24 protein-coding genes and 2 tRNA genes are annotated in these 18,414 nt (G+C 54.6%); 11 read left to right on the top strand and 15 right to left on the bottom strand.

The genetic code is table 11. The annotated features are described in order from the left end of the window. Positions 1–41 precede the first annotated feature (41 nt). On the top strand, positions 42–902 hold the full coding sequence (locus WC488_00300) for a hypothetical protein (protein MFA5076856.1): 861 nt from the start codon (positions 42–44) through the stop codon (positions 900–902). 40 nt (positions 903–942) lie between these two features. Here the strand turns inward: WC488_00300 and WC488_00295 are convergent, their stop codons facing one another. From WC488_00295 to WC488_00265, 7 genes are all read right to left on the bottom strand, one after another. Beyond that, on the bottom strand, positions 943–1,434 hold the full coding sequence (locus WC488_00295; GenBank protein MFA5076855.1) for a hypothetical protein: 492 nt from the start codon (positions 1,432–1,434) through the stop codon (positions 943–945). Next, complete coding sequence (locus WC488_00290; GenBank protein MFA5076854.1) at positions 1,428–1,928, bottom strand: PH domain-containing protein; 501 nt, start codon at positions 1,926–1,928, stop codon at positions 1,428–1,430. The genes WC488_00295 and WC488_00290 overlap by 7 nt, the downstream gene beginning before the upstream one ends. A gap of 30 nt (positions 1,929–1,958) precedes the next feature. Continuing rightward, positions 1,959–3,032, bottom strand: coding sequence for an AAA family ATPase (locus WC488_00285; protein ID MFA5076853.1), 1,074 nt, complete (start codon positions 3,030–3,032; stop codon positions 1,959–1,961). A 49-nt stretch (positions 3,033–3,081) separates the two neighbouring features. Further along, a complete protein-coding gene (gene amrS / locus WC488_00280; GenBank protein MFA5076852.1) occupies positions 3,082–4,116 on the bottom strand; it encodes an AmmeMemoRadiSam system radical SAM enzyme in 1,035 nt (344 codons plus the stop codon). 8 nt (positions 4,117–4,124) lie between these two features. Further along, positions 4,125–4,994 carry a ribonuclease Z gene (locus WC488_00275; protein MFA5076851.1) on the bottom strand — a complete coding sequence of 290 codons (870 nt, stop codon included), beginning with the start codon at positions 4,992–4,994 and terminating at the stop codon, positions 4,125–4,127. Positions 4,995–5,088: 94 nt separating this feature from the next. Next, on the bottom strand, positions 5,089–5,637 hold the full coding sequence (locus tag WC488_00270; GenBank protein ID MFA5076850.1) for a hypothetical protein: 549 nt from the start codon (positions 5,635–5,637) through the stop codon (positions 5,089–5,091). Between the two features lie 279 nt (positions 5,638–5,916). Then, a complete protein-coding gene (locus WC488_00265; GenBank protein MFA5076849.1) occupies positions 5,917–6,120 on the bottom strand; it encodes a hypothetical protein in 204 nt (67 codons plus the stop codon). Between the two features lie 156 nt (positions 6,121–6,276). Between WC488_00265 and WC488_00260 the strand changes: the two genes are divergently transcribed. Continuing rightward, positions 6,277–7,758 carry a leucyl aminopeptidase gene (locus WC488_00260; protein MFA5076848.1) on the top strand — a complete coding sequence of 494 codons (1,482 nt, stop codon included), beginning with the start codon at positions 6,277–6,279 and terminating at the stop codon, positions 7,756–7,758. A gap of 93 nt (positions 7,759–7,851) precedes the next feature. On the opposite strand, the gene sepF is transcribed toward WC488_00260, so the two are convergent. After that, entirely contained in the window at positions 7,852–8,217 is a 366-nt protein-coding gene (sepF, locus tag WC488_00255) for a cell division protein SepF (GenBank protein MFA5076847.1), read from the bottom strand. A gap of 154 nt (positions 8,218–8,371) precedes the next feature. On the opposite strand from sepF, the gene WC488_00250 reads away from it, so the two are divergent. Genes WC488_00250 through WC488_00240 form a run of 3 tightly spaced genes read left to right on the top strand, consistent with a single transcriptional unit; the run spans position 8,372 to position 10,540 of the window. After that, on the top strand, positions 8,372–9,556 hold the full coding sequence (locus tag WC488_00250; protein MFA5076846.1) for an AAA family ATPase: 1,185 nt from the start codon (positions 8,372–8,374) through the stop codon (positions 9,554–9,556). Continuing rightward, positions 9,549–10,073 (top strand): HD domain-containing protein, encoded by a 525-nt coding sequence (locus WC488_00245; protein ID MFA5076845.1) that lies wholly within the window; start codon positions 9,549–9,551, stop codon positions 10,071–10,073. The genes WC488_00250 and WC488_00245 overlap by 8 nt, the downstream gene beginning before the upstream one ends. Further along, positions 10,067–10,540, top strand: a complete 474-nt coding sequence (locus WC488_00240) for a hypothetical protein (GenBank protein MFA5076844.1) — start codon at positions 10,067–10,069, stop codon at positions 10,538–10,540. The genes WC488_00245 and WC488_00240 overlap by 7 nt, the downstream gene beginning before the upstream one ends. A gap of 82 nt (positions 10,541–10,622) precedes the next feature. Here WC488_00240 and WC488_00235 read toward each other — a convergent pair whose 3' ends face one another. From WC488_00235 to WC488_00220, 4 genes are all read right to left on the bottom strand, one after another. Continuing rightward, the gene (locus WC488_00235) at positions 10,623–10,919 is read right to left on the bottom strand and encodes a DUF1805 domain-containing protein (GenBank protein MFA5076843.1); all 297 of its coding nucleotides are present in this window, start codon (positions 10,917–10,919) and stop codon (positions 10,623–10,625) included. Continuing rightward, positions 10,919–11,167 (bottom strand): hypothetical protein, encoded by a 249-nt coding sequence (locus WC488_00230; GenBank protein ID MFA5076842.1) that lies wholly within the window; start codon positions 11,165–11,167, stop codon positions 10,919–10,921. Before WC488_00230 ends, WC488_00235 begins: the two co-directional genes overlap by 1 nt. A gap of 140 nt (positions 11,168–11,307) precedes the next feature. After that, positions 11,308–11,490, bottom strand: a complete 183-nt coding sequence (gene spt4, locus WC488_00225) for a transcription elongation factor subunit Spt4 (GenBank protein MFA5076841.1) — start codon at positions 11,488–11,490, stop codon at positions 11,308–11,310. Positions 11,491–11,495: 5 nt separating this feature from the next. Further along, positions 11,496–12,071: a DNA-directed RNA polymerase gene (locus WC488_00220; protein MFA5076840.1), complete on the bottom strand. Its 576-nt coding sequence runs from the start codon at positions 12,069–12,071 to the stop codon at positions 11,496–11,498. Between the two features lie 115 nt (positions 12,072–12,186). On the opposite strand from WC488_00220, the gene WC488_00215 reads away from it, so the two are divergent. The 3 genes from WC488_00215 to WC488_00205 all read left to right on the top strand — a co-directional run bounded on the left by WC488_00215 (position 12,187) and on the right by WC488_00205 (position 15,537). Beyond that, positions 12,187–13,503 (top strand): phosphoglucosamine mutase, encoded by a 1,317-nt coding sequence (locus tag WC488_00215; protein ID MFA5076839.1) that lies wholly within the window; start codon positions 12,187–12,189, stop codon positions 13,501–13,503. A gap of 79 nt (positions 13,504–13,582) precedes the next feature. Beyond that, positions 13,583–14,803 (top strand): bifunctional sugar-1-phosphate nucleotidylyltransferase/acetyltransferase, encoded by a 1,221-nt coding sequence (gene glmU / locus WC488_00210; protein ID MFA5076838.1) that lies wholly within the window; start codon positions 13,583–13,585, stop codon positions 14,801–14,803. Positions 14,804–14,811: 8 nt separating this feature from the next. After that, on the top strand, positions 14,812–15,537 hold the full coding sequence (locus WC488_00205; protein ID MFA5076837.1) for a DUF460 domain-containing protein: 726 nt from the start codon (positions 14,812–14,814) through the stop codon (positions 15,535–15,537). Between the two features lie 139 nt (positions 15,538–15,676). Here the strand turns inward: WC488_00205 and WC488_00200 are convergent, their stop codons facing one another. The 3 genes from WC488_00200 to WC488_00190 all read right to left on the bottom strand — a co-directional run bounded on the left by WC488_00200 (position 15,677) and on the right by WC488_00190 (position 17,011). Beyond that, entirely contained in the window at positions 15,677–16,723 is a 1,047-nt protein-coding gene (locus tag WC488_00200) for an NAD(P)-binding protein (GenBank protein ID MFA5076836.1), read from the bottom strand. A gap of 26 nt (positions 16,724–16,749) precedes the next feature. Next, positions 16,750–16,864, bottom strand: a tRNA-Pro gene (locus WC488_00195). Positions 16,865–16,911: 47 nt separating this feature from the next. Next, positions 16,912–17,011, bottom strand: a tRNA-Gly gene (locus tag WC488_00190). Positions 17,012–17,282: 271 nt separating this feature from the next. On the opposite strand from WC488_00190, the gene WC488_00185 reads away from it, so the two are divergent. The 3 genes from WC488_00185 to WC488_00175 form a co-directional block, all read left to right on the top strand. Then, on the top strand, positions 17,283–17,591 hold the full coding sequence (locus WC488_00185; protein MFA5076835.1) for a hypothetical protein: 309 nt from the start codon (positions 17,283–17,285) through the stop codon (positions 17,589–17,591). Between the two features lie 10 nt (positions 17,592–17,601). Further along, the gene (locus tag WC488_00180) at positions 17,602–18,114 is read left to right on the top strand and encodes a hypothetical protein (protein ID MFA5076834.1); all 513 of its coding nucleotides are present in this window, start codon (positions 17,602–17,604) and stop codon (positions 18,112–18,114) included. Positions 18,115–18,185: 71 nt separating this feature from the next. Next, a partial coding sequence (locus WC488_00175; protein MFA5076833.1) for a hypothetical protein occupies positions 18,186–18,414 on the top strand: 229 nt, incomplete at its 3' end.

The following is an 18,414-nucleotide window of genomic DNA, read 5'->3' as shown; positions in this document are numbered from 1 at the left end:
AAGGAGGTTAGTGTTAGTATTAATGTTTTAAGGTGTAAATAATGGCTCATCAGGATTACAGCAACCCGACGAACGAAGTGCACCAGGTCCAGTTGCCCAAGTTCGAGAAGAGCGAGGACTCCTCGCTCCCGGGGTTCACCAAGGAGGTTCCGCTCAGGAGCATAGTGAAGAGGCACGGCAGCAACATAATGATAGAGTACGAGTGGAGCGTGCTGGGCGGCGAGGAGATACGCATTTCCATGGCTACCTGCAGGAAGGACAGCAACCTCGACAAGGTCCACAAGATAAGGATAAAGGACGGCGAGGAAGTCGGGTATTTCAGGGTTGACAGCACGACCTACATAATACGGAAGACCAGCGAGAGCATAGCGAAGGAGCTCATGAAGACCACGGGCAAAATAAAGGCGTCCGTGCTCGAGGTGGTGGGTTTCCTGAAGACTGTGCAGGGCAATTTCTACACGATATCGAAACTGGAGGAGGACGCATGGTCCATGGACCCGCGCACCGGCCTGAAGAATTTCTCGCTGGAGAGGATGAGCGAGGGGGAGAAGAGGAGATTCACGGATCTCGTAATAGACGAGCTCCTTAAGCTCTACAGGCAGGGCTACGCGCTCAGGAACTTCAGCATTTCAGACGTCATAGTGACCAGGAAGAAAGTGGTGCTTGGAAACATGGCCCCGCTCGCGAAGGTGGCTACCGGCAAGAGAGTCGATGGCTTCCTGGGCAACCTGAAGGCGATGGTCAAGGCAGGAGTGGCGTACAGGGAAGACATAACCTACGGGCTCGCGCTGTCCATGGAAGCCATGAAAAAGGAATACGCTTCATGGAGCAGGGACAACGGGCTCGAGGAGAAGGGCCAGCTGGAAGTGCTTGAGAGCCTCGAAACCAGAGTGCTCAATTAGAGCCACTAATACCAATCATCCATTAATTCAGCGCGGAAGTTCAGTCGAAAGCGGTCCTTCCGATTTTAAGGAACATGGGTTTTTCCTTTTCAACAACAGCGTAAACCAGCTCTTTTCTCACTTCCGCGGCCCTTTTCACGTCAGAAAGAATCTCTTCCAGCCCGGGTTTCCATCCGTGCTTGACCACCTTGAGGAGCCACTGTGTGCGATCCTCCCCTGGCCTGAAGCCCTTCCGATAGATGCGAATCCAGGGCTCGCTGGTGAATGGGAGCCGCGCTATGTAGCCGCTTTTCCTCATGTGCCTGAAAACCGCGTATTTCTCTTCTGCGAGCGGGTCTTCCTTCTTCGCCTTTTCCATCAGGGACTGGATGGTTTCGTTCTCGAGTTCGAGCTTTCCGCGTTCCATGAGGTAAACCGCTTCCAGCGGGTGGATTTCAATCTTCCCGCTGATCTCTACTCCCATGCCCTGCCTGCGGAAAAGCAGCTCTGCCTTTTTTTCGTCTATTCTGACCGGCTCCAGAAAAATCACCACGTGTCGCGCTCTGGCTTCGCCTCGCCTTTTTGCGGGCTTCCCGGGCGTGCGGCTCCTGCGTCCTTGTGCCTGCGGAAAATGTCCATGAAGGAATCGACGCTTTCCTGGGGCACGTTCCTGAACTCCACCTCCACTCCTGCGGAGCCGATGGTGTCTATCACCAGCGTCCCAAGCCCGAAAAGCGAGTCCAGCGGGTTCCTCCTGCTCTCCACGCCGCTTATCTTGCTGAACGGTATCACGACCATCTTGCTGGAAACCGCGCCCTCGCGCACGGTCACGATCTCATCTTCTACATGTATGTAGAAATATTGGAAATAGGAGTAGGTTATCGCGCACGCTATCGCAAGCGACGCCGCGAGCGCCGCGGCAGGGAGCAGAGGGTCGAACTGGAGCTGCCCTGAAAGAAGGAACGCCAGGGCGCACAGGACCGCGAACGCTGCCGAGAAAAAGAAATAATACGCTTTTCCTGAAGGCTTTATGTAGATTCCTGCCATAGGCAACACTCTAACCCAAGAAATTTAACCTCATCGCTTTACGGGCATTAGGATGCGCGTGTTCCCGTCCTTCGAGCGTATCTCCACAGTCTCCACGAAGCCGAGTTCCTCGAGCTTGGACAGGTAGTTGCGGACCGAGCGCTCGTTGAGCTTGAGCCTTGAATAAAGCTCCCCGCTCTGTATGCGGCCGGCCTTCCTTATTTCCTCGAGCACCTTCTTCTCCTCCGAGGAGAGATTCTGCTCGGCTTCTTTCCGCATGAGCTCCTGCGCCGCGGCTTTCACCTTTTCCGCGTGGGCCGGAAGCACCCTGCCGGAACCTTCCTTGTCGGCTTCCTTGCCTGCGAGCCAGAGCGCGTTTATGCCCAGCCGCGCATCTCCGCCGTTCCTTGCCGCGAAGCCCACGCACAGCCCTATCGCATCCTCCTCGCAGGCGCCCGGAACGAATCCGAGTTTCGCGCGCTCGTAAAGTATGTCCCTGAGCTGCTTCGGCGAGTACGGGTTGAACGTGATTACGGATTGGAGAAGGGAGCTCCTTATCCTCCTGTCGAGCTTCGAGACGAAGATTTCCTTGTTCACCAGCGCTATCACGGCCGCGTCTATCCCGAAATTCTCCTTCATCCTGAGCAGATCGTAGAGGATGCCGTCCCTCTCCTCTACAGGGAGCATGTCCACTTCGTCGAGCACCACCAGCGGGGTTTTCCCGTCCTTTTTCAGCATCTCCACGGCATAGGAGAGCAACTCATCCGCGCTCCTGCCCCTTCTCGAAACAGGGTAATCGAATGCGGCGAGCAGTTCGCCGAGTATCGCATATCTGTAGCCCTGCTCCCAGCAGTTTATGTAAACACCCCTGGCCCGCCCGGTGGCTTCCTTGAGCTGCGCGAGTATGTGCCTTGCTACCGTGGTTTTTCCCGTCCCAGGGGGGCCGAAGAAAACCATGCTCGACGCGCGCTTCTGCTTCATTATGGGCGCGAGGTTGAGCGCTGCTTCCCGTATCTCAATTTCCCTGTGCAGGATTTCCGCTGGCATGTAATCCGGGGAAAACACGGACTCGTTCCTGAACACGGATTGGATTTGCGAGGAGTCCAAATTCTTGAAAATGTTCATCTTATCACGCTGTTCGCGCCATCGCTGAGGCTTCCCACTCGGAATTCATCTATCCTTTCTTCCTTTGCCTGTATTTCTTTAAATCCGTTACGAAATACTGCTTTTTGCCGCAATCCGGGCATTTGCCGCCTTTCGCAATCCGAATTTCCGATGCCGCGAATCCGAATCTCCTTACGAGCAATGCCCTGCAGTTGTAGCAGAACGTGCTCTCGCTCCCGGGGTCGCTCCTGTTCCCGGTGTAAACGTAGCGCAATCCTTCCTCGAGCGCCAGCTTCCTCGCTGTTCTCAGGGTTTCCAGCGGCGTTGAAGGAACATTCATCATCTTGTACGAAGGGTAAAACCCTATGAAATGCAACGGTATGTTCTTGTCCAAGTCATGAATCCACTTGGAAAGCGCCCGCAGCTCATCTCCGCTGTCGTTCATGCCAGGAATCACGAGGTTGATTATCTCGACGTGCATTATTTTGTGCAGGGATTTTATGCTTTCCAGCACCGCCTCGAGCCTCGCGTTCCCCACAACTTCGGTGTAAATCTTCTGGTTGAAGCCTTTCAAATCGATGCGCGAAGCGTCTATGAGCGGCTTCATCTTCTTTACCGCTTCGGCGCTCATGTATCCGTTCGTTACGAAAACATTGTACAGTCCCTTGGGTTTTGCAAGCCTCGCAGTATCCAATGCGTATTCCATGAATATTGTGGGCTCGGTGTAAGTGTACGCAATTCCGTCCGCGTTCTCGCGCTCGGCCAGCTTTACCATTTTCTCCGGAGGGATGTCTTCGCCGGCAATGCTGTCCCTCTGCTGGCTTATGTCCCAGTTCTGGCAATAGAGGCACCTGAAATTGCATCCGACTGTGGCGAATGAAAGCGCCCGCGAGCCGGGCATGAAATGGTAGAACGGCTTTTTCTCAATCGGGTCCATCGCAACTGCTATAGCTTTCCCGTAATTCAGCGAGTAGAGCGTCCCGTTCACGTTCTTGCGCACCCCGCAGAATCCCTTTCCGGTTTCTGGAATCCTGCATAGGCGATTGCATAGGAAACAATTGGCGGATTTGTCCGGATTCTTTTTATAGAACCGCGCTTCCTGCATAGCTCCACCTATCTCAATTCGATGTTCAATCCGTCTTCTGCAATAGAAGTGTTTGGAAATATTTTTTGGGCTTCATCCAGGAGTGATTTTGCATCTTTGTAGCGCCCGCTCAGATGAGTGAGAATGAGCTTTTTGGCGCCTGCTTCCTTGGCAAGCTGCGCGGCCTGCTTGGCTGTGCTATGGTTCCGCTCTATTGCCTCTTTCTCGAACCCGCTTCCGAAGGTGGCTTCATGTATGAGCAGATCAGCTCCTTTAGCGGCATTAATCGTGCTTTTGCATGAAACACAGTCCCCTGAATATACGACTTTGAGGCCCGGCTTCTTCCAGGATACGTCTTCGAGCAGGATCTTCTTCCCCCCGATTTTCACATGTCCTTTTTCCTGAATCTCCTTGAACATTGCTCCTCTCAGCCCAAGGCCATGCGCTTTTGCCTCATGGAATTTGATCTTCTCGTGCTCGGCGTAAATGAAGCCGAAGCTTTCTTTGGAATGAACGACGCGGAAAGCTGAAATCGAGGCCTCAGAATCCTTCAGGAGCAGGCCTGGCTTGATCTCCTGCACTTCTAGGAAATCCCATTTGTTTATCAAGAGCTCCTCAAAGCGCTTTGGCGCGAATATCTTCAGCTGCTGGACTGATGAGGACGATAATCGCAGGGTTTCTATCAGCCCGTATATCCCAAGGAAATGGTCCAGATGCAAATGGGATATGAAGATTGCCTTGATGCTGCCAAAACCAACCCTGTATCGCATCATCTGCCTTTGCGCGCCTTCCCCGCAGTCCCAAAGGTAGTGCTCCTTTCCCCTAAGAGATATGGCTGGCAGGCTCCTTTCCACAGTGGGAATAGAAGCGCTTGTTCCTAGGAATGTGAGACGCAACATCGATTTTATCTAGAAAAGAATGATTATAAAATGGAGAGCCGGCTTGGGGAACGAGAAAATGGAGATGGAAGAGGAAATGGCTGGATAAAATGGATTATCCGGTGCCATTAACATAGAAATTAACGGTCCTTAATCCTGTTCCGTATTTGTTTGACGCATACACAGAGACGCTGTGCGCACCAGGGCTGAGCGTACTCAGGCTTATACTGCCTCCGGCACAATACTGGAGCTGGTGGTTTACGCTATTGTCCAGCTTGTAATAGCAAGAGGTAGGGGAATTCCCTATAGAATAGGCAAGAGAAACCGGATTGAAGTATGCCTGGTTATTGGCAGGGGACGTTATGCTCACGGAAGGCGGCACCCCTTTAGGAACAAGCCCTTCGCCTGTCTGCGGCTGCACCTGTGAATTAGTATTGCTACGTGTATCATAATCGCTACCCACATCATAAATAGTTTCCGAATCGTAAGTAAGCTCCGCCGGCGATGTCACTGAAAAGAGCAATATAGTGTTCACGGCGAACAGGAACAGGATAAAGGTGGATGTTTCCAACCTAAAACTGCTTGGCTCATGAGGATTCGAAGGCGCTTCATTGCTCGCAATTTCATTCTTTTTCGGCTTGGCTTTGTTTTTTTTCATGGGCATCGTACCACCAATTTCATGACTAACATGCACAAGGTAAAGGAAGACACACCCTATAAATCTTCCGTTCGATCGTTCGAACGCCTGGAAAAAACCGAAAACGTAGGCCCGATAATTCTCATTTTTGAACCGAATCCAGGCAGACGCGGCGGAAAGCGTGATAGTTATGGGCATACGCGTATAGTCGGTTCGGGTTCGGAAAATAAGGGGTAAAACGAATTACTGGATTTAGCCAATTGGACGCGAGGTTTTTTAACCAAGCCTCACGACTGGGCGCGCGCATCACTTGTAGTAGAGCATGAACGCGATTGCGACCGTGCCCACCGCGAGCAGGAGGAACAGCGCGAACGAGGAAATGTCGTCTGAAGGCGCGACTGCGGCTGGAGTGCTCCGCACGTATGATTTCCCGGCCGCAGAAAACGAAGGCTTCCTTGCTTTCACGGATCTGCCCGCTGGTTTTTTTGCACTTTTCTTTCTCCTTGCCATGATAAACCACCGTTATTGAGGATTTCTTACTCTCAGATACATAGTTTATAATTCTTCCCGTGGAGGTTCGACGAAGGGCATGCACGGTTCCAACGCCAATTTTTTAAGTTTGCGGCGCTATAAGCACATTAGAATATCGCTAGAATGGTGGATTTTATGAAAATATCCTCAGGAAAGTCGGATTTGGCAAATTACAGCGTGTTCGGAGTCGGTTTTGCTTTCGAAGACGATTTGAAGGTTGAGATGGCGCCCGGGGCCAAAGCCAGATACGAGAAGATGTGCAAGGCAAAGGCTTTCGCAGGGAAGCTCCTCCAGAGCGCCTGGATGCACGAGGGGGAAAAGACCGCCCTTGTTTTCGGGCTGGGGAAAAAGAGCGAATTCAATCTCGAATGGCTTAGGAGGGGGGCCGCGAACGCTTACCGGTTCGCGCAGGCAGGGAAATACGCGAAAATCGAGATTGCGCTGCCTGAAACCTCCAAGACCGGGAGCTGGAAACGCGAGGCCGAGCTGGCGCAGGCAGTCTGCGAGGGGGCGCTCATAGCTTCCTGCCGCATGGACAAATACAAAACAAAGGACGCGGAGGAGGAGAAGGCGCGGGTGGAACCTGAGCTGGTGGTTTGCGGAAAGAGCGAGAAGGAAATCGCAGAGGGCATCTTCATTGGAAGAATAATGGGCGAGGCCCAGAATTTCGCGCGCGAGCTTGACGAGAATCCAGGGAACACGCTCAACCCCGCTGCTTTCGCAGAGGAGGCGAAAAGGCTCGCGAAGCAGCACGGGATGAAAGTGGAGGTTTTGGGAAAAAGCGAACTGCAGAAGAAGGGGATGAATGGGATACTCGCGGTCGGGATGGGGAGCGCGAGCGAGCCCATGCTCGTTGCTGTTGAGTACGAAGGGGCGAAAAGCGCGCCGCTATACTCCATAGTGGGAAAGGGAATCACGTTCGATTCTGGCGGGATTTCGCTCAAGCCCGCGAGGAACATGCATGACATGAAATACGACAAGAGCGGGGCGTGCATAGTGCTCGGCGTGCTTAAGGCGGCGGCCGAGCTCAAGCTTCCTGTGCGCATCCTTGGAGTGGTGCCGCTCGCGGAGAACATGCCCTCTGGAAGCGCGGGCAGGCCCGGGGACATAGTGAAAATGTACAACGGAAAAACCGTGGAGATACTAAACACGGATGCCGAAGGGCGCCTCATACTCGCGGATGCGCTCGCATATGCGGCCGAGAGAAAGCCGGCTGCGATAATAGATGTTGCAACCCTCACCGGAGCCATAGTCACCTGCCTGGGAAGGCATGCGATAGGGCTGTTTTCCAACGACGCGAAGCTTGCGGCAACCATACGGGACGCCGGGAACAGGACTTACGAAAGAGTGTGGGAGTTTCCTGTGTGGAAAGAGTACTCGGAGATGGTCAAGGGGGATTTCGCGGACCTCAGGAACCAGGCCAGCGAAACCGGGGAAGGAAGCAGCATAACCGCGGCCGCGTTCCTGAAGGAGTTCGTAGGGGAAACCAAATGGGCGCACCTGGACATTGCAGGGGTGGACTACGTAGCTGGGAAGCATCCGCTCGTAGAGAAAGGAGCTCTCGGGACCGGCACGAGGCTGATTATACAGAGCCTGCTTGAATTGGCAAAAAAATAGGAGGAAGGTCGGGGCCAGGACTCCATGAACCACGCCTGGCTGAAGCTGGGCTGGAAAAACAAGAAAAGCAGGAAGAGGAAAGAATTGAAAAAACTAGGGCTTTATTTTCGGCTTTGATTTTACAATCTTCACCTTGCCCGGAGTGAGCAGAATCGTCTCCGGGTTCAAAAGCGCTATGTCGCCGTTCACCTTTCCGGTGTAGGACTTGAGCTTCCCGATCAGGGCCTTGAGCCTGTTCGGCTGCTTCGCAAGCGGAAGCACGTTCAGGATTATGATGTTCCTTTCGGCCAGCTCCTTCACGACCAAGTCTGCGTCGCCGTCGTTCCTCAAATCGACCCTTTTAACGTAAAAGTCCGCCGGAGGGTTAACAACGTCTCCCTCCATCTCCAGCATGTCCCCGATGTTCGCAGCTTCGGGCTGCTCGCTTTTGCCGCCTAAGATTTTGTCCAGTATTCCCATCTGATCACCTAAAAGCATTTGCGAGGATAGATAGGTATGTGTAATTAATAAATCTTTGCATAAACCTCTCGTTTTCAGGGCGGCGCGGGCAAGGTTATAAAATATATCCGGCCAATTAGCAATCCTGCATTTTTCATTTGCAAGGAATGGTAGGATGAACGAACTCAGGGAGCGCATATTCAGGAACCGGAGCGTGCTTTCGCCGCACTACGTGCCGGAGGACCTGCCGTTCAGGAACAGGGAGATGGAGGAGATAAGGCGCACCGTGCTCCCCGCAACCGCGGGGCAGAAACCCAAGAACCTTTTCATATACGGGAAGCCCGGGACCGGAAAGACGTGCAGCGTGAAGCGCGTGATGGAAGGGATATGCAAAAACCCCGGGAAGGCCTCGCTGGGCTACATAAACTGCAGGATATACAATTCCAGGTACAGGATAATGCAGAAGATACTCAAGCAATTCGTCCCGGAGCTTGAAAAAAGCGGCTTCGGGCTCCCTTACCTTTACGAAAAGACAATAGAGGTGATGGGCCGCGGAGTACAGCTGGTCGTGGTGCTGGACGAAGTGGACATGGTGAAGGATTTGGATGAGCTGGTGTACACGCTCACGCGCTCCAACGACGAGGCGAAAGGAGGGGGCATAACGCTCATAGGAATCTCGAACAAGCTGAGCTTCAAGAACGAGCTGGACCCCAGGAGCAAGAGCAGCCTGTACGAGAACGAGATGATTTTCGCGCCATACACCGCGGTGCAGCTCCAGCAGATACTGAAGCAGAGGGCCGAGCTCGGGATAAACCCCGGGTGCTTCGACGATTCCGCGGTGAACCTCGCGTCCGCGATAGCGGCCCAGGAGACCGGGGACGCGAGGTACGCGCTCAAGCTTTTCGAGAAGGCCGCGGAAATAGCCGAGTACGGCAACAGGGAGAAAATCACGGACGTGGAGGTGGAAGGGGCGAGGAAGAAGGTGGACATAGACCTCGCCGGGGAGACGATAAACACGCTCCCGGAAAACCACCAGCTGGTGCTCTACGCAATCGCGAGGCTCACCCTCGGCGGAAGCAAATACTCGAAGCTGGAGTTCGAGAACGAGAGCGGCTTCCTCATCTCCGGAGAAGTCTACGAGGAGTACGAGAAGGTCGCGCGCAGCGCAGGGAAGCGGGCGAGGAGCTCGCGCTGGTACAAGGAATACCTGTCGGACCTGGAAACCCTCGGGCTGGTCACGCTCACGCTGAGCGGCAAGGGGATGCGGGGCCACACCACGCTCATAAAGCTAGGCTACGACGCGAAGGACATGATTGGGCTTCTGGGCACGAAGCTCGGCCTCGGTGGCAATGATGGATGACGCTGATTTCATTTTCCAGCTCGGAAACCTCAAGAGGACCAGGAGGAGCGGCTGGCTCACCGTGGGGATAACGGATTGCGAAAGCGTCGCGGAGCACTCGTTCAGGGCCGCGGCGCTCGCGTACATCCTTGCGCGCAGGGAGGGGCTCGGGATTGGGAAGGCAAGGGAAGCGATGGCGCTGGCGTTGATGCACGACGCGCACGAGGCGCGCATCGGCGACCTGCACAGGCTCGCGAAAAAGTACGCGAAGCTGGACGGGGCGCTCGCAATCAGGGAAGCTATGGGGGCGCTCGGGCCTGAGTTCGAAACCAGGGACAAGAAGATACGGGATATTGCTAAGGACGCGGACCTGCTGGAGATGTATTTCCAGGCAAAGGAGTACCTTGACGAGGGGAACCCGTATGCTGAAGAGTGGCTCTCCCCGAAAAAGTTAAAAACCGCGGCGGCAAAGAAAATTTACAGGATTATGGTCAAGCGCGATTCAAAAAGATGGATTCTTGGGGCAGTGGAATGGTAGGGAAATTGCTTGTTGCGGCAGCGTTCTGCTTACTGCTCTTCCTGGCTCTGGCCGGCTGCCTCCAGACCAAAAGCCCAGATGAGTGCGGGGGCATAACCGAAAGCTACTGGGGCGCGGAGAAGGATTCGTGCTACCACGAAGTCGCGATTGGCTTCGCGGTGCGCGGGGACGCAGGGAGCGCGGTGCAATACTGCGGCATGATAACTCCGGGCTCCAACGCTTTCTCGCAAAGCGAGAGGAACACGTGCTACGCGAACATCGCGGAGGCGCTGAAAAATCCTGAAATATGCAACAACATAGAGGACACCAGCATGGTGGGGGACTGGACGGGCGCGGTTGAGGCGTACAGGGCGGAGTGCGTGCAAAAAGCGACCCCGAGGGACTACACGATAAACTTCTGCAGCACGACTCCGCTGATTCTCGCGTCCCTGCTCGCGCTATTCATTGCTGCGAGAAGGATAAAATAGGGCAAAGCAACAATCGACAAATTATATACAAACTCGGATGAGTAAAAGATTGGGGAACCCCGAAAAAATTAAGGAAGCGGAATCAAATTTCTCCGGTGTCGAGGATTTCAAGCGCTTTTTTCACGCTCATCCCCTCGCGCAGCCCTGCGTCCTCGGCCCAGGTGGTCGTGTTCCTGAGCTTCGCCTTCAGCATGTCGTCAACGCATTTCACTCCGGAAACGAAGCCGGCTATGTCGCCGACCTTTTCCGCAGTGTCCTTGTCTATGTAGCTGCAGGCGATGTATCCGCGCTTGGCTTTTATCACGATGAGCCTCAGATTCCCCAGTTCGCTCTCCAAGGCAGTGTACTTCTTGCCTTCGAGTTCGATAGGCCGGTTCATCAGAATCGCCTTTCGTTTCTCCTCTGCATCTGCCTCTTCTTGATTTCAAAAATCTTCCTGTGCTTCGCGCAGCTTATGCAATAGTAAACCACTATGTTGCTTACCGTGGAAACGTTGTTGTATGTCCCGCTCCGCATGTCCGTGCTGAAAACACTGCGTTTCTCGAATTCGACGGCTTTGCCCCTTGGGACCTGGCGCCGGCAGCTTTCGCAAGTCAAAAGTTTTTCTCTTCCCCTCGAGCCACCCATCATCAAACACCCGCGTTTCACAAACAGTTCATTAAGTTCGTTCCGGCTCTGGGATTTTTCCGGAACAACATAAGGAGAATAAATGTAGGGTTCGGTTTAAATATGTGTCGTCGTATTTTTCACATATTTACCTTCAAGTATCACTTAACCTTGAGGGCGAACCTTCCGGCTGCGGTGACAAGCGCGAGCTTCGCGATCTCGCTCTTTTCCGGGTCGAGCACAATCACTTCCCCCGTGAACTTCTCGCTCAAATCAGTGCCCTGGCAGTTCGGGCATGTCTTTTCCTCCACCAGAATCATCCTGCAGTTCCTGCATGCATGCATAAAAATCACTCTTTCTGCTTTTCCTTCTTCTCCTTCTTCACTTTCTTCTTCTCATCGTCCATCCAATCCAGCTTGCCAAGCCCGTCGCTCCTCATGGTGAGCCCGATTTTCGTGTCGCTCGAGGAGGATTTCATGCTGAGGGTGGAAATCTTGAGCAAAAGCGTGTCCCCTTTCTTTATGCTCTTCTTCCCCCTTGAGGAAAGCGTTTTCGTCTTCTTGTCGTAATAGAACTTTTCCCCCGCGACCTGGGAAACGTGGAGCAGGCCGTCGAGAGGCCCGACGGTCGCGAACGCCCCGAACTCCACTATCTCCTTCACTTCAGCCTCGAACACTTCGTTCACAGCGGTGTTGAAAACGAGCGCGTTGAACTTCGCGTTGTAGTAGATGTGCTGGTCTCCCGGGACCACCACTCCGTTGCCTATTATCTCTACGTCGTCCACGCTGAGCACCAGACCGACTCCCTTGAATATCCTCCTTTCATAGTTTTCCCTGAGGACCTTCTTGGTCGCGTCGGTTATGTCCATTGCCAGCATGCTCGCCGGGATGCGGATTTTCTCCTCTACGCTCATTAAGTGGTACATAAGAACAGCCTCGCTAACCTCATAAGTGCAAGAGTAAATTGCATTACCAATGTTTAAATAAGTTCCCATTCCCCGAATGAGAGAGTTTTAAAACCATCAAACAGAAAACCGGATCATGCTCTTCGGCACATCAGGCATAAGGGACCATTACGGGACGATAATAACCCCTCATCTCGCGATGGGGATAGCTAGTTCTTTCGCTTCCGCCAAAGGCGAGGTCGCGGTCGCCTCTGATTTGAGGGAGACCAGCGAACTGCTGAGGCACGCGGCGATAAGCGGAATAGTTTCCAGGGGCGCAAACGCTATTGATTTGGGATGCGTTCCGACCCCCACTCTTGCGTTTTTCACGCAAGCCAGGAAAATTCCTGGGATGATGATAACGGCGAGCCACAATCCGAGCGAATATAACGGATTGAAATTGTACCGGGATGGCCACGAGATTTCCAAAAACGAGGAAGAGGAAGTGGAGAAAAAATACGGAAATGGGATGGAGCTCGCGAAATGGGACGAAGTCGGAAAGGTAAGGGAATGCGATGGCGCGATACGCGAACATATTGAGCTTGTAAAAGGAATGGTGGACGCGGAGAGGATAAAAAAGGCGAAAATAAAGGTCGTGCTGGACTGCAACGGAGTGGGGAGCGCGATTGCGCCGCGCCTGCTTTCGGAACTCGGGTGCACAGTAATCAGCATGAACTCCGCAGGCCTGGGCTTTTACCGGCCTTCCGAGCCGAACGCCGAGAACCTTTCCGAACTCGGGAAGATGGTGAGGGCGTGCGGGGCGCAGATTGGGATAGGGCACGACGGGGACGCGGACAGGGCCATAATTCTGGACGAGAACGGGGAAATGCTCGGGCTGGACGCGCAGTTCGCTATGGCGATAGAGCACGAACTCGTGCGCCACAAGGGCGTTGTGGTCAACACCGTGGAAGCATCTCTTCTCGTGAAGGAAACTATTGAAAAAAACGGGGGGAAGAGCGTGCAGGTCGCCGTGGGAAGCACCAACGTGAGCGTGGAGATGGAAAAACAAAAAGCTGTTTTCGGCGGAGAGCCTGCCGGCGAGTACGTATTCAGGGGCGGAGTGAACACTCCGGACGGGATGATGGCGGCCGCTAAATTCCTTGAAATTTTCTCCGAGCAGGGGAGCCTCGCGAAGCTGAAGAAAAAATACAAAACATACCCTATTGTGCGCGAGAAATTCAAGTGCGCTGACCGGAAGGCGGCGATGGAAAAAATAATGAAGGGCCTTTCGCTGGGCGGGAAACGGAATACGATTGACGGCTTGCGTGAGGATTTTGACGATGGGTTTGTCCTGGTGCGGCCCAGCGGCACAGAGCACATCATACGCCTTACTGCGGAGTTCTCGGAAAGGAAAAGGCTGGAGGAGATGGCTGCAAAGGCCAGGGATGCGATAAAGGGGGCCATAGGTTCCTGAATCGAGATACAGGGACGGGCATTCTAACATTTAGCATGTTTTAAAAAGATTCGAACAGACGAGACTATTGGTGGATTTTATGAAAGCGATAATTCTTGCAGGAGGGGAAGGGAAGCGGATGCATCCGCTCACCTACACGCGGCCAAAGGCCATGGTTTATGCAGCCGGAAGGCCGCTCCTGTGGCACGTGCTCATGGAAGTGAAAAAAGCCGGAATTTCCGAAGCGCTCATAGTGGTGAAATACCGGAAGGAGATGATAATGGATTATTTCGGGCGGAACGACCCCGGCATGAAACTGGAGTTCGTGGAGCAGGGCGAGCAGTACGGCACCGGGGCTGCCCTGCTTTCCGCCAAGGGAAAGGAAGCGGATTCGGACCGGTTCCTGGTGGTTGCAGGGGACATCGTCACCGAATCCGCAGTGATGAAAAGCGTGATGGAAGTCCACGACAAATGGATAACCGTGGCTGCGAAAAGGGTGGAGAGACCAGAGCGCTACGGGGTCCTGCAGGTGAAGAACGGGCTCGTGGACTCTATAGAAGAGAAATCAGACAACCCGAAGGGCAACCTGGTGAACACTTCGGTTTACGTGATGGACCGCGACGTGTTCAACGGGCTGGAGAAGATAACCCCGAGCTTGCGCGGAGAATACGAGATTACGGACGCGCTCGTTGGCGCGAAATGCGTGGAAGTGCAGGGCTTCTGGATGGACGTCGCGTACCCCTGGGAGCTGTTCGAGGCCCAGGATTACCTGCTCTCGAAGATGGAGGCGAAAGCAGGCAAGGTCGAGAACTGCACGGTGAAAGGCAAATTGATAATGGAGGAGGGCGCCGAACTAACGGACAGCTACATTGACAACGGGATGCACTACATCGGCTCCGGGACCAGGATAGGGCCCCACTCCTACCTGCGCGGAAACAATTCCATAGGCCAGAATTGCGAGATAGGCGAGAGCACCACGATCAAGAACAGCGTGCTCTTCGACGGGGTGAAGGCCAAGCACCTCGCGTACATAGGGGACAGCGTGATAGGGGAGAACGTGAATTTCGGCTCAGGAACCCAGACGGCCAATTACAGGTTCGACGAAGGCAACGTTAGTGTCATCACCGATGCAGGCGGAGTGGACACCGGAAGGAAGAAGATGGGCTGCGTTGTAGGCGACAACGTCAAGTTCGGGGTGCTCAGCTGCGTGATGCCTGGAAAAACAATAGGAAACGACTGCTGGATAGGCTCCGGAGTGAACGTGGATGAAAATATGGGCATAGGCAGGCACGTCTTCCTGAAGCAGGAAAAGACCATTTAGGTGGGAGCATACATCTCATCATAGGCGTGGACCCTGGCATAAAGACCGCGTTCGCTGCGCTGGATTTGCGCGGAAACCTGGTTGCGAGCGGGACCATGAAGGAAGCGGATGCAGACCGCATAGTCGAGGAAGTGAGCAGGCTGGGCGTGCCGAGCCTGGTCGCCAGCGACGTGAACCCGGCACCCGCTTTCGTGCAGAAAATAGCCGCGCGGTTCAACGTCCGCACTTTCACGCCCCAGAGGAGCATGCTGGAGGAGGAGAAGAGGGAAATCGCTCCGTCAGCACAAAACCTGCACGAGCGGGACGCAACCGCAGCGGCGGTCAAATGCTACCGCGCGTACGCGAACCGGCTGAGGCAGATAGAGCTCCTGGAAACAGCGCACGACAGGGATACGCTAAAGCACCTGGTGATACAGGGCTTTTCGCTCAACAACGCCATGCTGCGCCTCGAGCGCAAACCTGAAAGGAGGCATGCGCACCAGAATCCTCGGGAGGCGAAAAAGGATAAGGAAAACGGGGAGATAAACCGCCTTGCAGAGGAGAACGTGAACCTGCGCAAGGCGCTCGACGCGCATGAAAAGAGAATCGCCGGGCTGGAAGAAGAACTCAGGAAAACCAGGAGCCAGCGCCACTTTGATATGATGAAGGACAGGGAAGTGAAAATACTGAGAAGCGAACTGCGCAGCATGGGCTGGAAGCTCGCGAAATTCAGGAAACGGTTATCTGGACCTTAGCGGTTCGCGGCGCGTCTGCCCGCCGGGTATGTACTCCTCCTTCTTCACAGGGATTATCTCCCCGAGCTTGCGCGCCTGTTTTTTCTCCATTCTTATCCCTCATTATCACAGAATAAATGGCCGCGAAGGTTAAAATACCTTAATCCCTGCCGCCCGAGAAGACGCGGGTGGGCCGGTCCATGCTCCCGCGCGACGCGAAGAGCCGGTTCAGGCCGATGAAATTCGAGATTCTGGACATCATGCGCAGGGAAATTCCGGGCTGGGCCGCGAAGAAGGACCTGAGGAAAGCGTGTGCCGCCATGTCTGCGCTGTTCTGCTCAGCGAAAATTTTCTCGTACATTGCCGGGTTGCCTGCAAGCGCGCCGGCGAGCCTTGCCCCGGCAGAACCGAAAACCACGCCGCCGCCAGATGAGGATTTGACCTGCCCTGCGGCGTCCCCTGCGAGCAGCACGTTCGCGCCTCCGAACGCCCCTGCGATGCGGGCCCTGCGTTCGAGCGGGATTATTTTCCCTGCCGGCTTCCCGGGGCCGGGCGCGCCGGTCTTTTTCACTATCGCTTCCCACGCGCCCCTGAGGCATGCCGGCTCTGTGGTGCCCGCCCCTATCTCTGCCTCGTTTTCGCCGTGCGGAATTAGCCATCCGAAAAATCCGGGAAAAAGGCGGTTGTCGTAAAAAAGCGTTACTTTCGAAGCTTCCTCGCACCTCATTTTCGCAACGGCCTTGAGCGTGAATGCGAATGTCCGGATTTTCGGGAACCCGAAGTGCAGCGCGGTGCGCGAGAGCGCTCCGTCCGCACCTATTATCGCATCGACGCCTGCCGAGTCCCTTTCCGGGGAGAAGGTTCTCGAATACATGAACCGGACGCCTTCGCTTTCCGCCTCTGAGGCGAGCGCGCTGTCGAATTCGGCGCGGTTTATGACAATCGCGGCCGCTGATTTCCTCCGTATCTCGAATTCCTCCCCTGCGAAATCGAAGAGCGCGGTGCTTATATGATTCACTGCGAAGGGTTTGTAATCCAACATGTCCGAAAGGGATTCAAGCCCTTCCCTGGACACGAGCCCCGAGCAGTGCTGCGGATAGCCCGCTGAGCCGTGCTCCTCGAACACTTCCACGGAATGGCCTTTCATAGAGGCTGAAAGTGCGGCAACGCTTCCCGCCGGACCGGCTCCGGCTATCCTGATTTTCATGAACGCGACCTGTGAGTACGGGGTAATGGTGGGGGAGCCCGGATTTGAACCGGGATAACCAGCTCCCAAAGCTGACAGCATGCCGGCGGGATTTGCCATCCGAAAATCACAAAAACCGCTACCAGGTTGGCTCACTCCCCCAAGGAGGCCTGCGCCCGGCCGCCCGAAAAAGAGGCAGGGTGCGGGAATGCGACCGCCGGGGTTTGAACCCGGGTCGCGAGATTGGCAATCTCGTATCCTACCATTGTCCGCACGCCTTAGGACAGGCATGCTCTAGACTACGGTCGCAGTGCTGAATCAGCAGTTAATTAATGATGAGTAAAAAAATTTATAAAGAAGGGAGTTATTTCTTCTTGCCTGATTTTTTCTTGGATTCGCCCTTGGCTCCGCAGCATCCGCATCCGCACATATTTTCACCCCGTTTCGAGCGTCTTTCAGTCTTTTATCTGGTTTTCCGGTTTTCCATCGGCTGTTTTTATTGGCTATGCTGTAATCAGAATAAAAGGATTTCGGTATTTATATGACTGCATCGTGGGATGCAAAAAACTAAGGTGAAACAATGAAGCGCGTTTACGAATGCGAAATTGCGAAAAAAGGCGAGCTGACCAAGCTGCTCGAAGCCGAGCCGTATGCCCCGGACAGCTTCGCGCGGAACGGCTACAAGACCAAGGAGGGTGCGGTGATAGGGGAGGACAAGGCGAAATTCTACCTGTTCCTCTCGGCCGACGAGGCGTTCCTCAAGAAAGCCGAGGAGAAGATAAAGGGCTTGGCCGCAAGGGCCAATGAGGACGTGGAAAAAAGGATCGCCGCGCTCGTGGAGAAGGAGGAGGACAGCGCGACCGAGGGGTTCGGCGGAATATTCGGCTGAAGGGTTTTTTATGGAAGGGACTGAGGGCGGGCGCAAGTCCGCGATAGCCAGCAGGGGCGTTCCGTCAGAAGACACGCTCTACCTTCCCGCGCACAACAGCCCCGAGATAAGGAACTTCCAGGACAAGGAGGAGAATCTCGCGCGGAACCTGTGGAACCTGGAGGAAGTCGCGAACTTCGTGTTCTCGAAAAAGCACCAGCCGAAGTACCACGACATCGCTGTCGGTTTCCTCAGACTGCTTTCCGAGAAGCTCGTGCTCGGAGGGGACGACATGTCCGCATACGTGAAGAACAACGGGATATCCAAGGCCACGTTCTACAACCGCGTGCTCCCGCGCCTCCGCAGGGTGGGCATGATAAAGGTGGAGCGCGAGACCGTGGTCGCGCAGGAGAGCAGGCGCAAGTTCAGGCCGATGGTGGTGCACATGAGCAGGACCTTCGGCAATTACCTGATGAAGATAGGGGATTCCTGGCTCGCGGCAGTGGACGAGGCGAAGAGCAGGAAGCAGCAGAGCAAATTGTAATCGCAGGATATCAGCAGGATATATAGGATATATAAAGATTTCATGAAACTAAGATGCAGGAGGTGAAACGAATGAGAAAATACCTGATAGTTGTGCTCCTCGCGATGGGATTGCTCATGCTTGGATGCACCACGCCGGCGAGCGGGCCAGGCAATGGAACTGCGGCCGGAGCAGGGGGCAGCGGCAGTGGAGGCACTGGCAACGGCTCTGCAGGAACCTCGGGCGGAACCGGGGCTGGAAACGGAACCGGAGTAGGGGGCAGCAGTGGCAACGGAAGCGCCGGAACGCCGGATCTTGCCG

It is taken from the genome of Candidatus Micrarchaeia archaeon (assembly GCA_041650355.1).
In the GTDB taxonomy this organism is placed as follows: Archaea; Micrarchaeota; Micrarchaeia; order Anstonellales; family Bilamarchaeaceae; genus JAHJBR01.
This window is presented reverse-complemented; position numbering and strand designations above follow the sequence as displayed.

What these genes read in the sequence shown, in the direction of transcription:
- WC488_00300 (MFA5076856.1), top strand. Translation starts at nt 42, where the DNA reads ATGGCTCATCAGGATTACAGCAACCCGACGAACGAAGTGCACCAGGTC.
- WC488_00290 (MFA5076854.1), bottom strand. Translation starts at nt 1,928, where the DNA reads ATGGCAGGAATCTACATAAAGCCTTCAGGAAAAGCGTATTATTTCTTT.
- WC488_00285 (MFA5076853.1), bottom strand. Translation starts at nt 3,032, where the DNA reads ATGAACATTTTCAAGAATTTGGACTCCTCGCAAATCCAATCCGTGTTC.
- amrS (MFA5076852.1), bottom strand. Translation starts at nt 4,116, where the DNA reads ATGCAGGAAGCGCGGTTCTATAAAAAGAATCCGGACAAATCCGCCAAT.
- WC488_00275 (MFA5076851.1), bottom strand. Translation starts at nt 4,994, where the DNA reads ATGTTGCGTCTCACATTCCTAGGAACAAGCGCTTCTATTCCCACTGTG.
- WC488_00270 (MFA5076850.1), bottom strand. Translation starts at nt 5,637, where the DNA reads ATGCCCATGAAAAAAAACAAAGCCAAGCCGAAAAAGAATGAAATTGCG.
- WC488_00265 (MFA5076849.1), bottom strand. Translation starts at nt 6,120, where the DNA reads ATGGCAAGGAGAAAGAAAAGTGCAAAAAAACCAGCGGGCAGATCCGTG.
- WC488_00260 (MFA5076848.1), top strand. Translation starts at nt 6,277, where the DNA reads ATGAAAATATCCTCAGGAAAGTCGGATTTGGCAAATTACAGCGTGTTC.
- sepF (MFA5076847.1), bottom strand. Translation starts at nt 8,217, where the DNA reads ATGGGAATACTGGACAAAATCTTAGGCGGCAAAAGCGAGCAGCCCGAA.
- WC488_00250 (MFA5076846.1), top strand. Translation starts at nt 8,372, where the DNA reads ATGAACGAACTCAGGGAGCGCATATTCAGGAACCGGAGCGTGCTTTCG.
- WC488_00245 (MFA5076845.1), top strand. Translation starts at nt 9,549, where the DNA reads ATGGATGACGCTGATTTCATTTTCCAGCTCGGAAACCTCAAGAGGACC.
- WC488_00240 (MFA5076844.1), top strand. Translation starts at nt 10,067, where the DNA reads ATGGTAGGGAAATTGCTTGTTGCGGCAGCGTTCTGCTTACTGCTCTTC.
- WC488_00235 (MFA5076843.1), bottom strand. Translation starts at nt 10,919, where the DNA reads ATGAACCGGCCTATCGAACTCGAAGGCAAGAAGTACACTGCCTTGGAG.
- WC488_00230 (MFA5076842.1), bottom strand. Translation starts at nt 11,167, where the DNA reads ATGGGTGGCTCGAGGGGAAGAGAAAAACTTTTGACTTGCGAAAGCTGC.
- spt4 (MFA5076841.1), bottom strand. Translation starts at nt 11,490, where the DNA reads ATGCATGCATGCAGGAACTGCAGGATGATTCTGGTGGAGGAAAAGACA.
- WC488_00220 (MFA5076840.1), bottom strand. Translation starts at nt 12,071, where the DNA reads ATGTACCACTTAATGAGCGTAGAGGAGAAAATCCGCATCCCGGCGAGC.
- WC488_00215 (MFA5076839.1), top strand. Translation starts at nt 12,187, where the DNA reads ATGCTCTTCGGCACATCAGGCATAAGGGACCATTACGGGACGATAATA.
- glmU (MFA5076838.1), top strand. Translation starts at nt 13,583, where the DNA reads ATGAAAGCGATAATTCTTGCAGGAGGGGAAGGGAAGCGGATGCATCCG.
- WC488_00200 (MFA5076836.1), bottom strand. Translation starts at nt 16,723, where the DNA reads ATGAAAATCAGGATAGCCGGAGCCGGTCCGGCGGGAAGCGTTGCCGCA.
- WC488_00185 (MFA5076835.1), top strand. Translation starts at nt 17,283, where the DNA reads ATGAAGCGCGTTTACGAATGCGAAATTGCGAAAAAAGGCGAGCTGACC.
- WC488_00180 (MFA5076834.1), top strand. Translation starts at nt 17,602, where the DNA reads ATGGAAGGGACTGAGGGCGGGCGCAAGTCCGCGATAGCCAGCAGGGGC.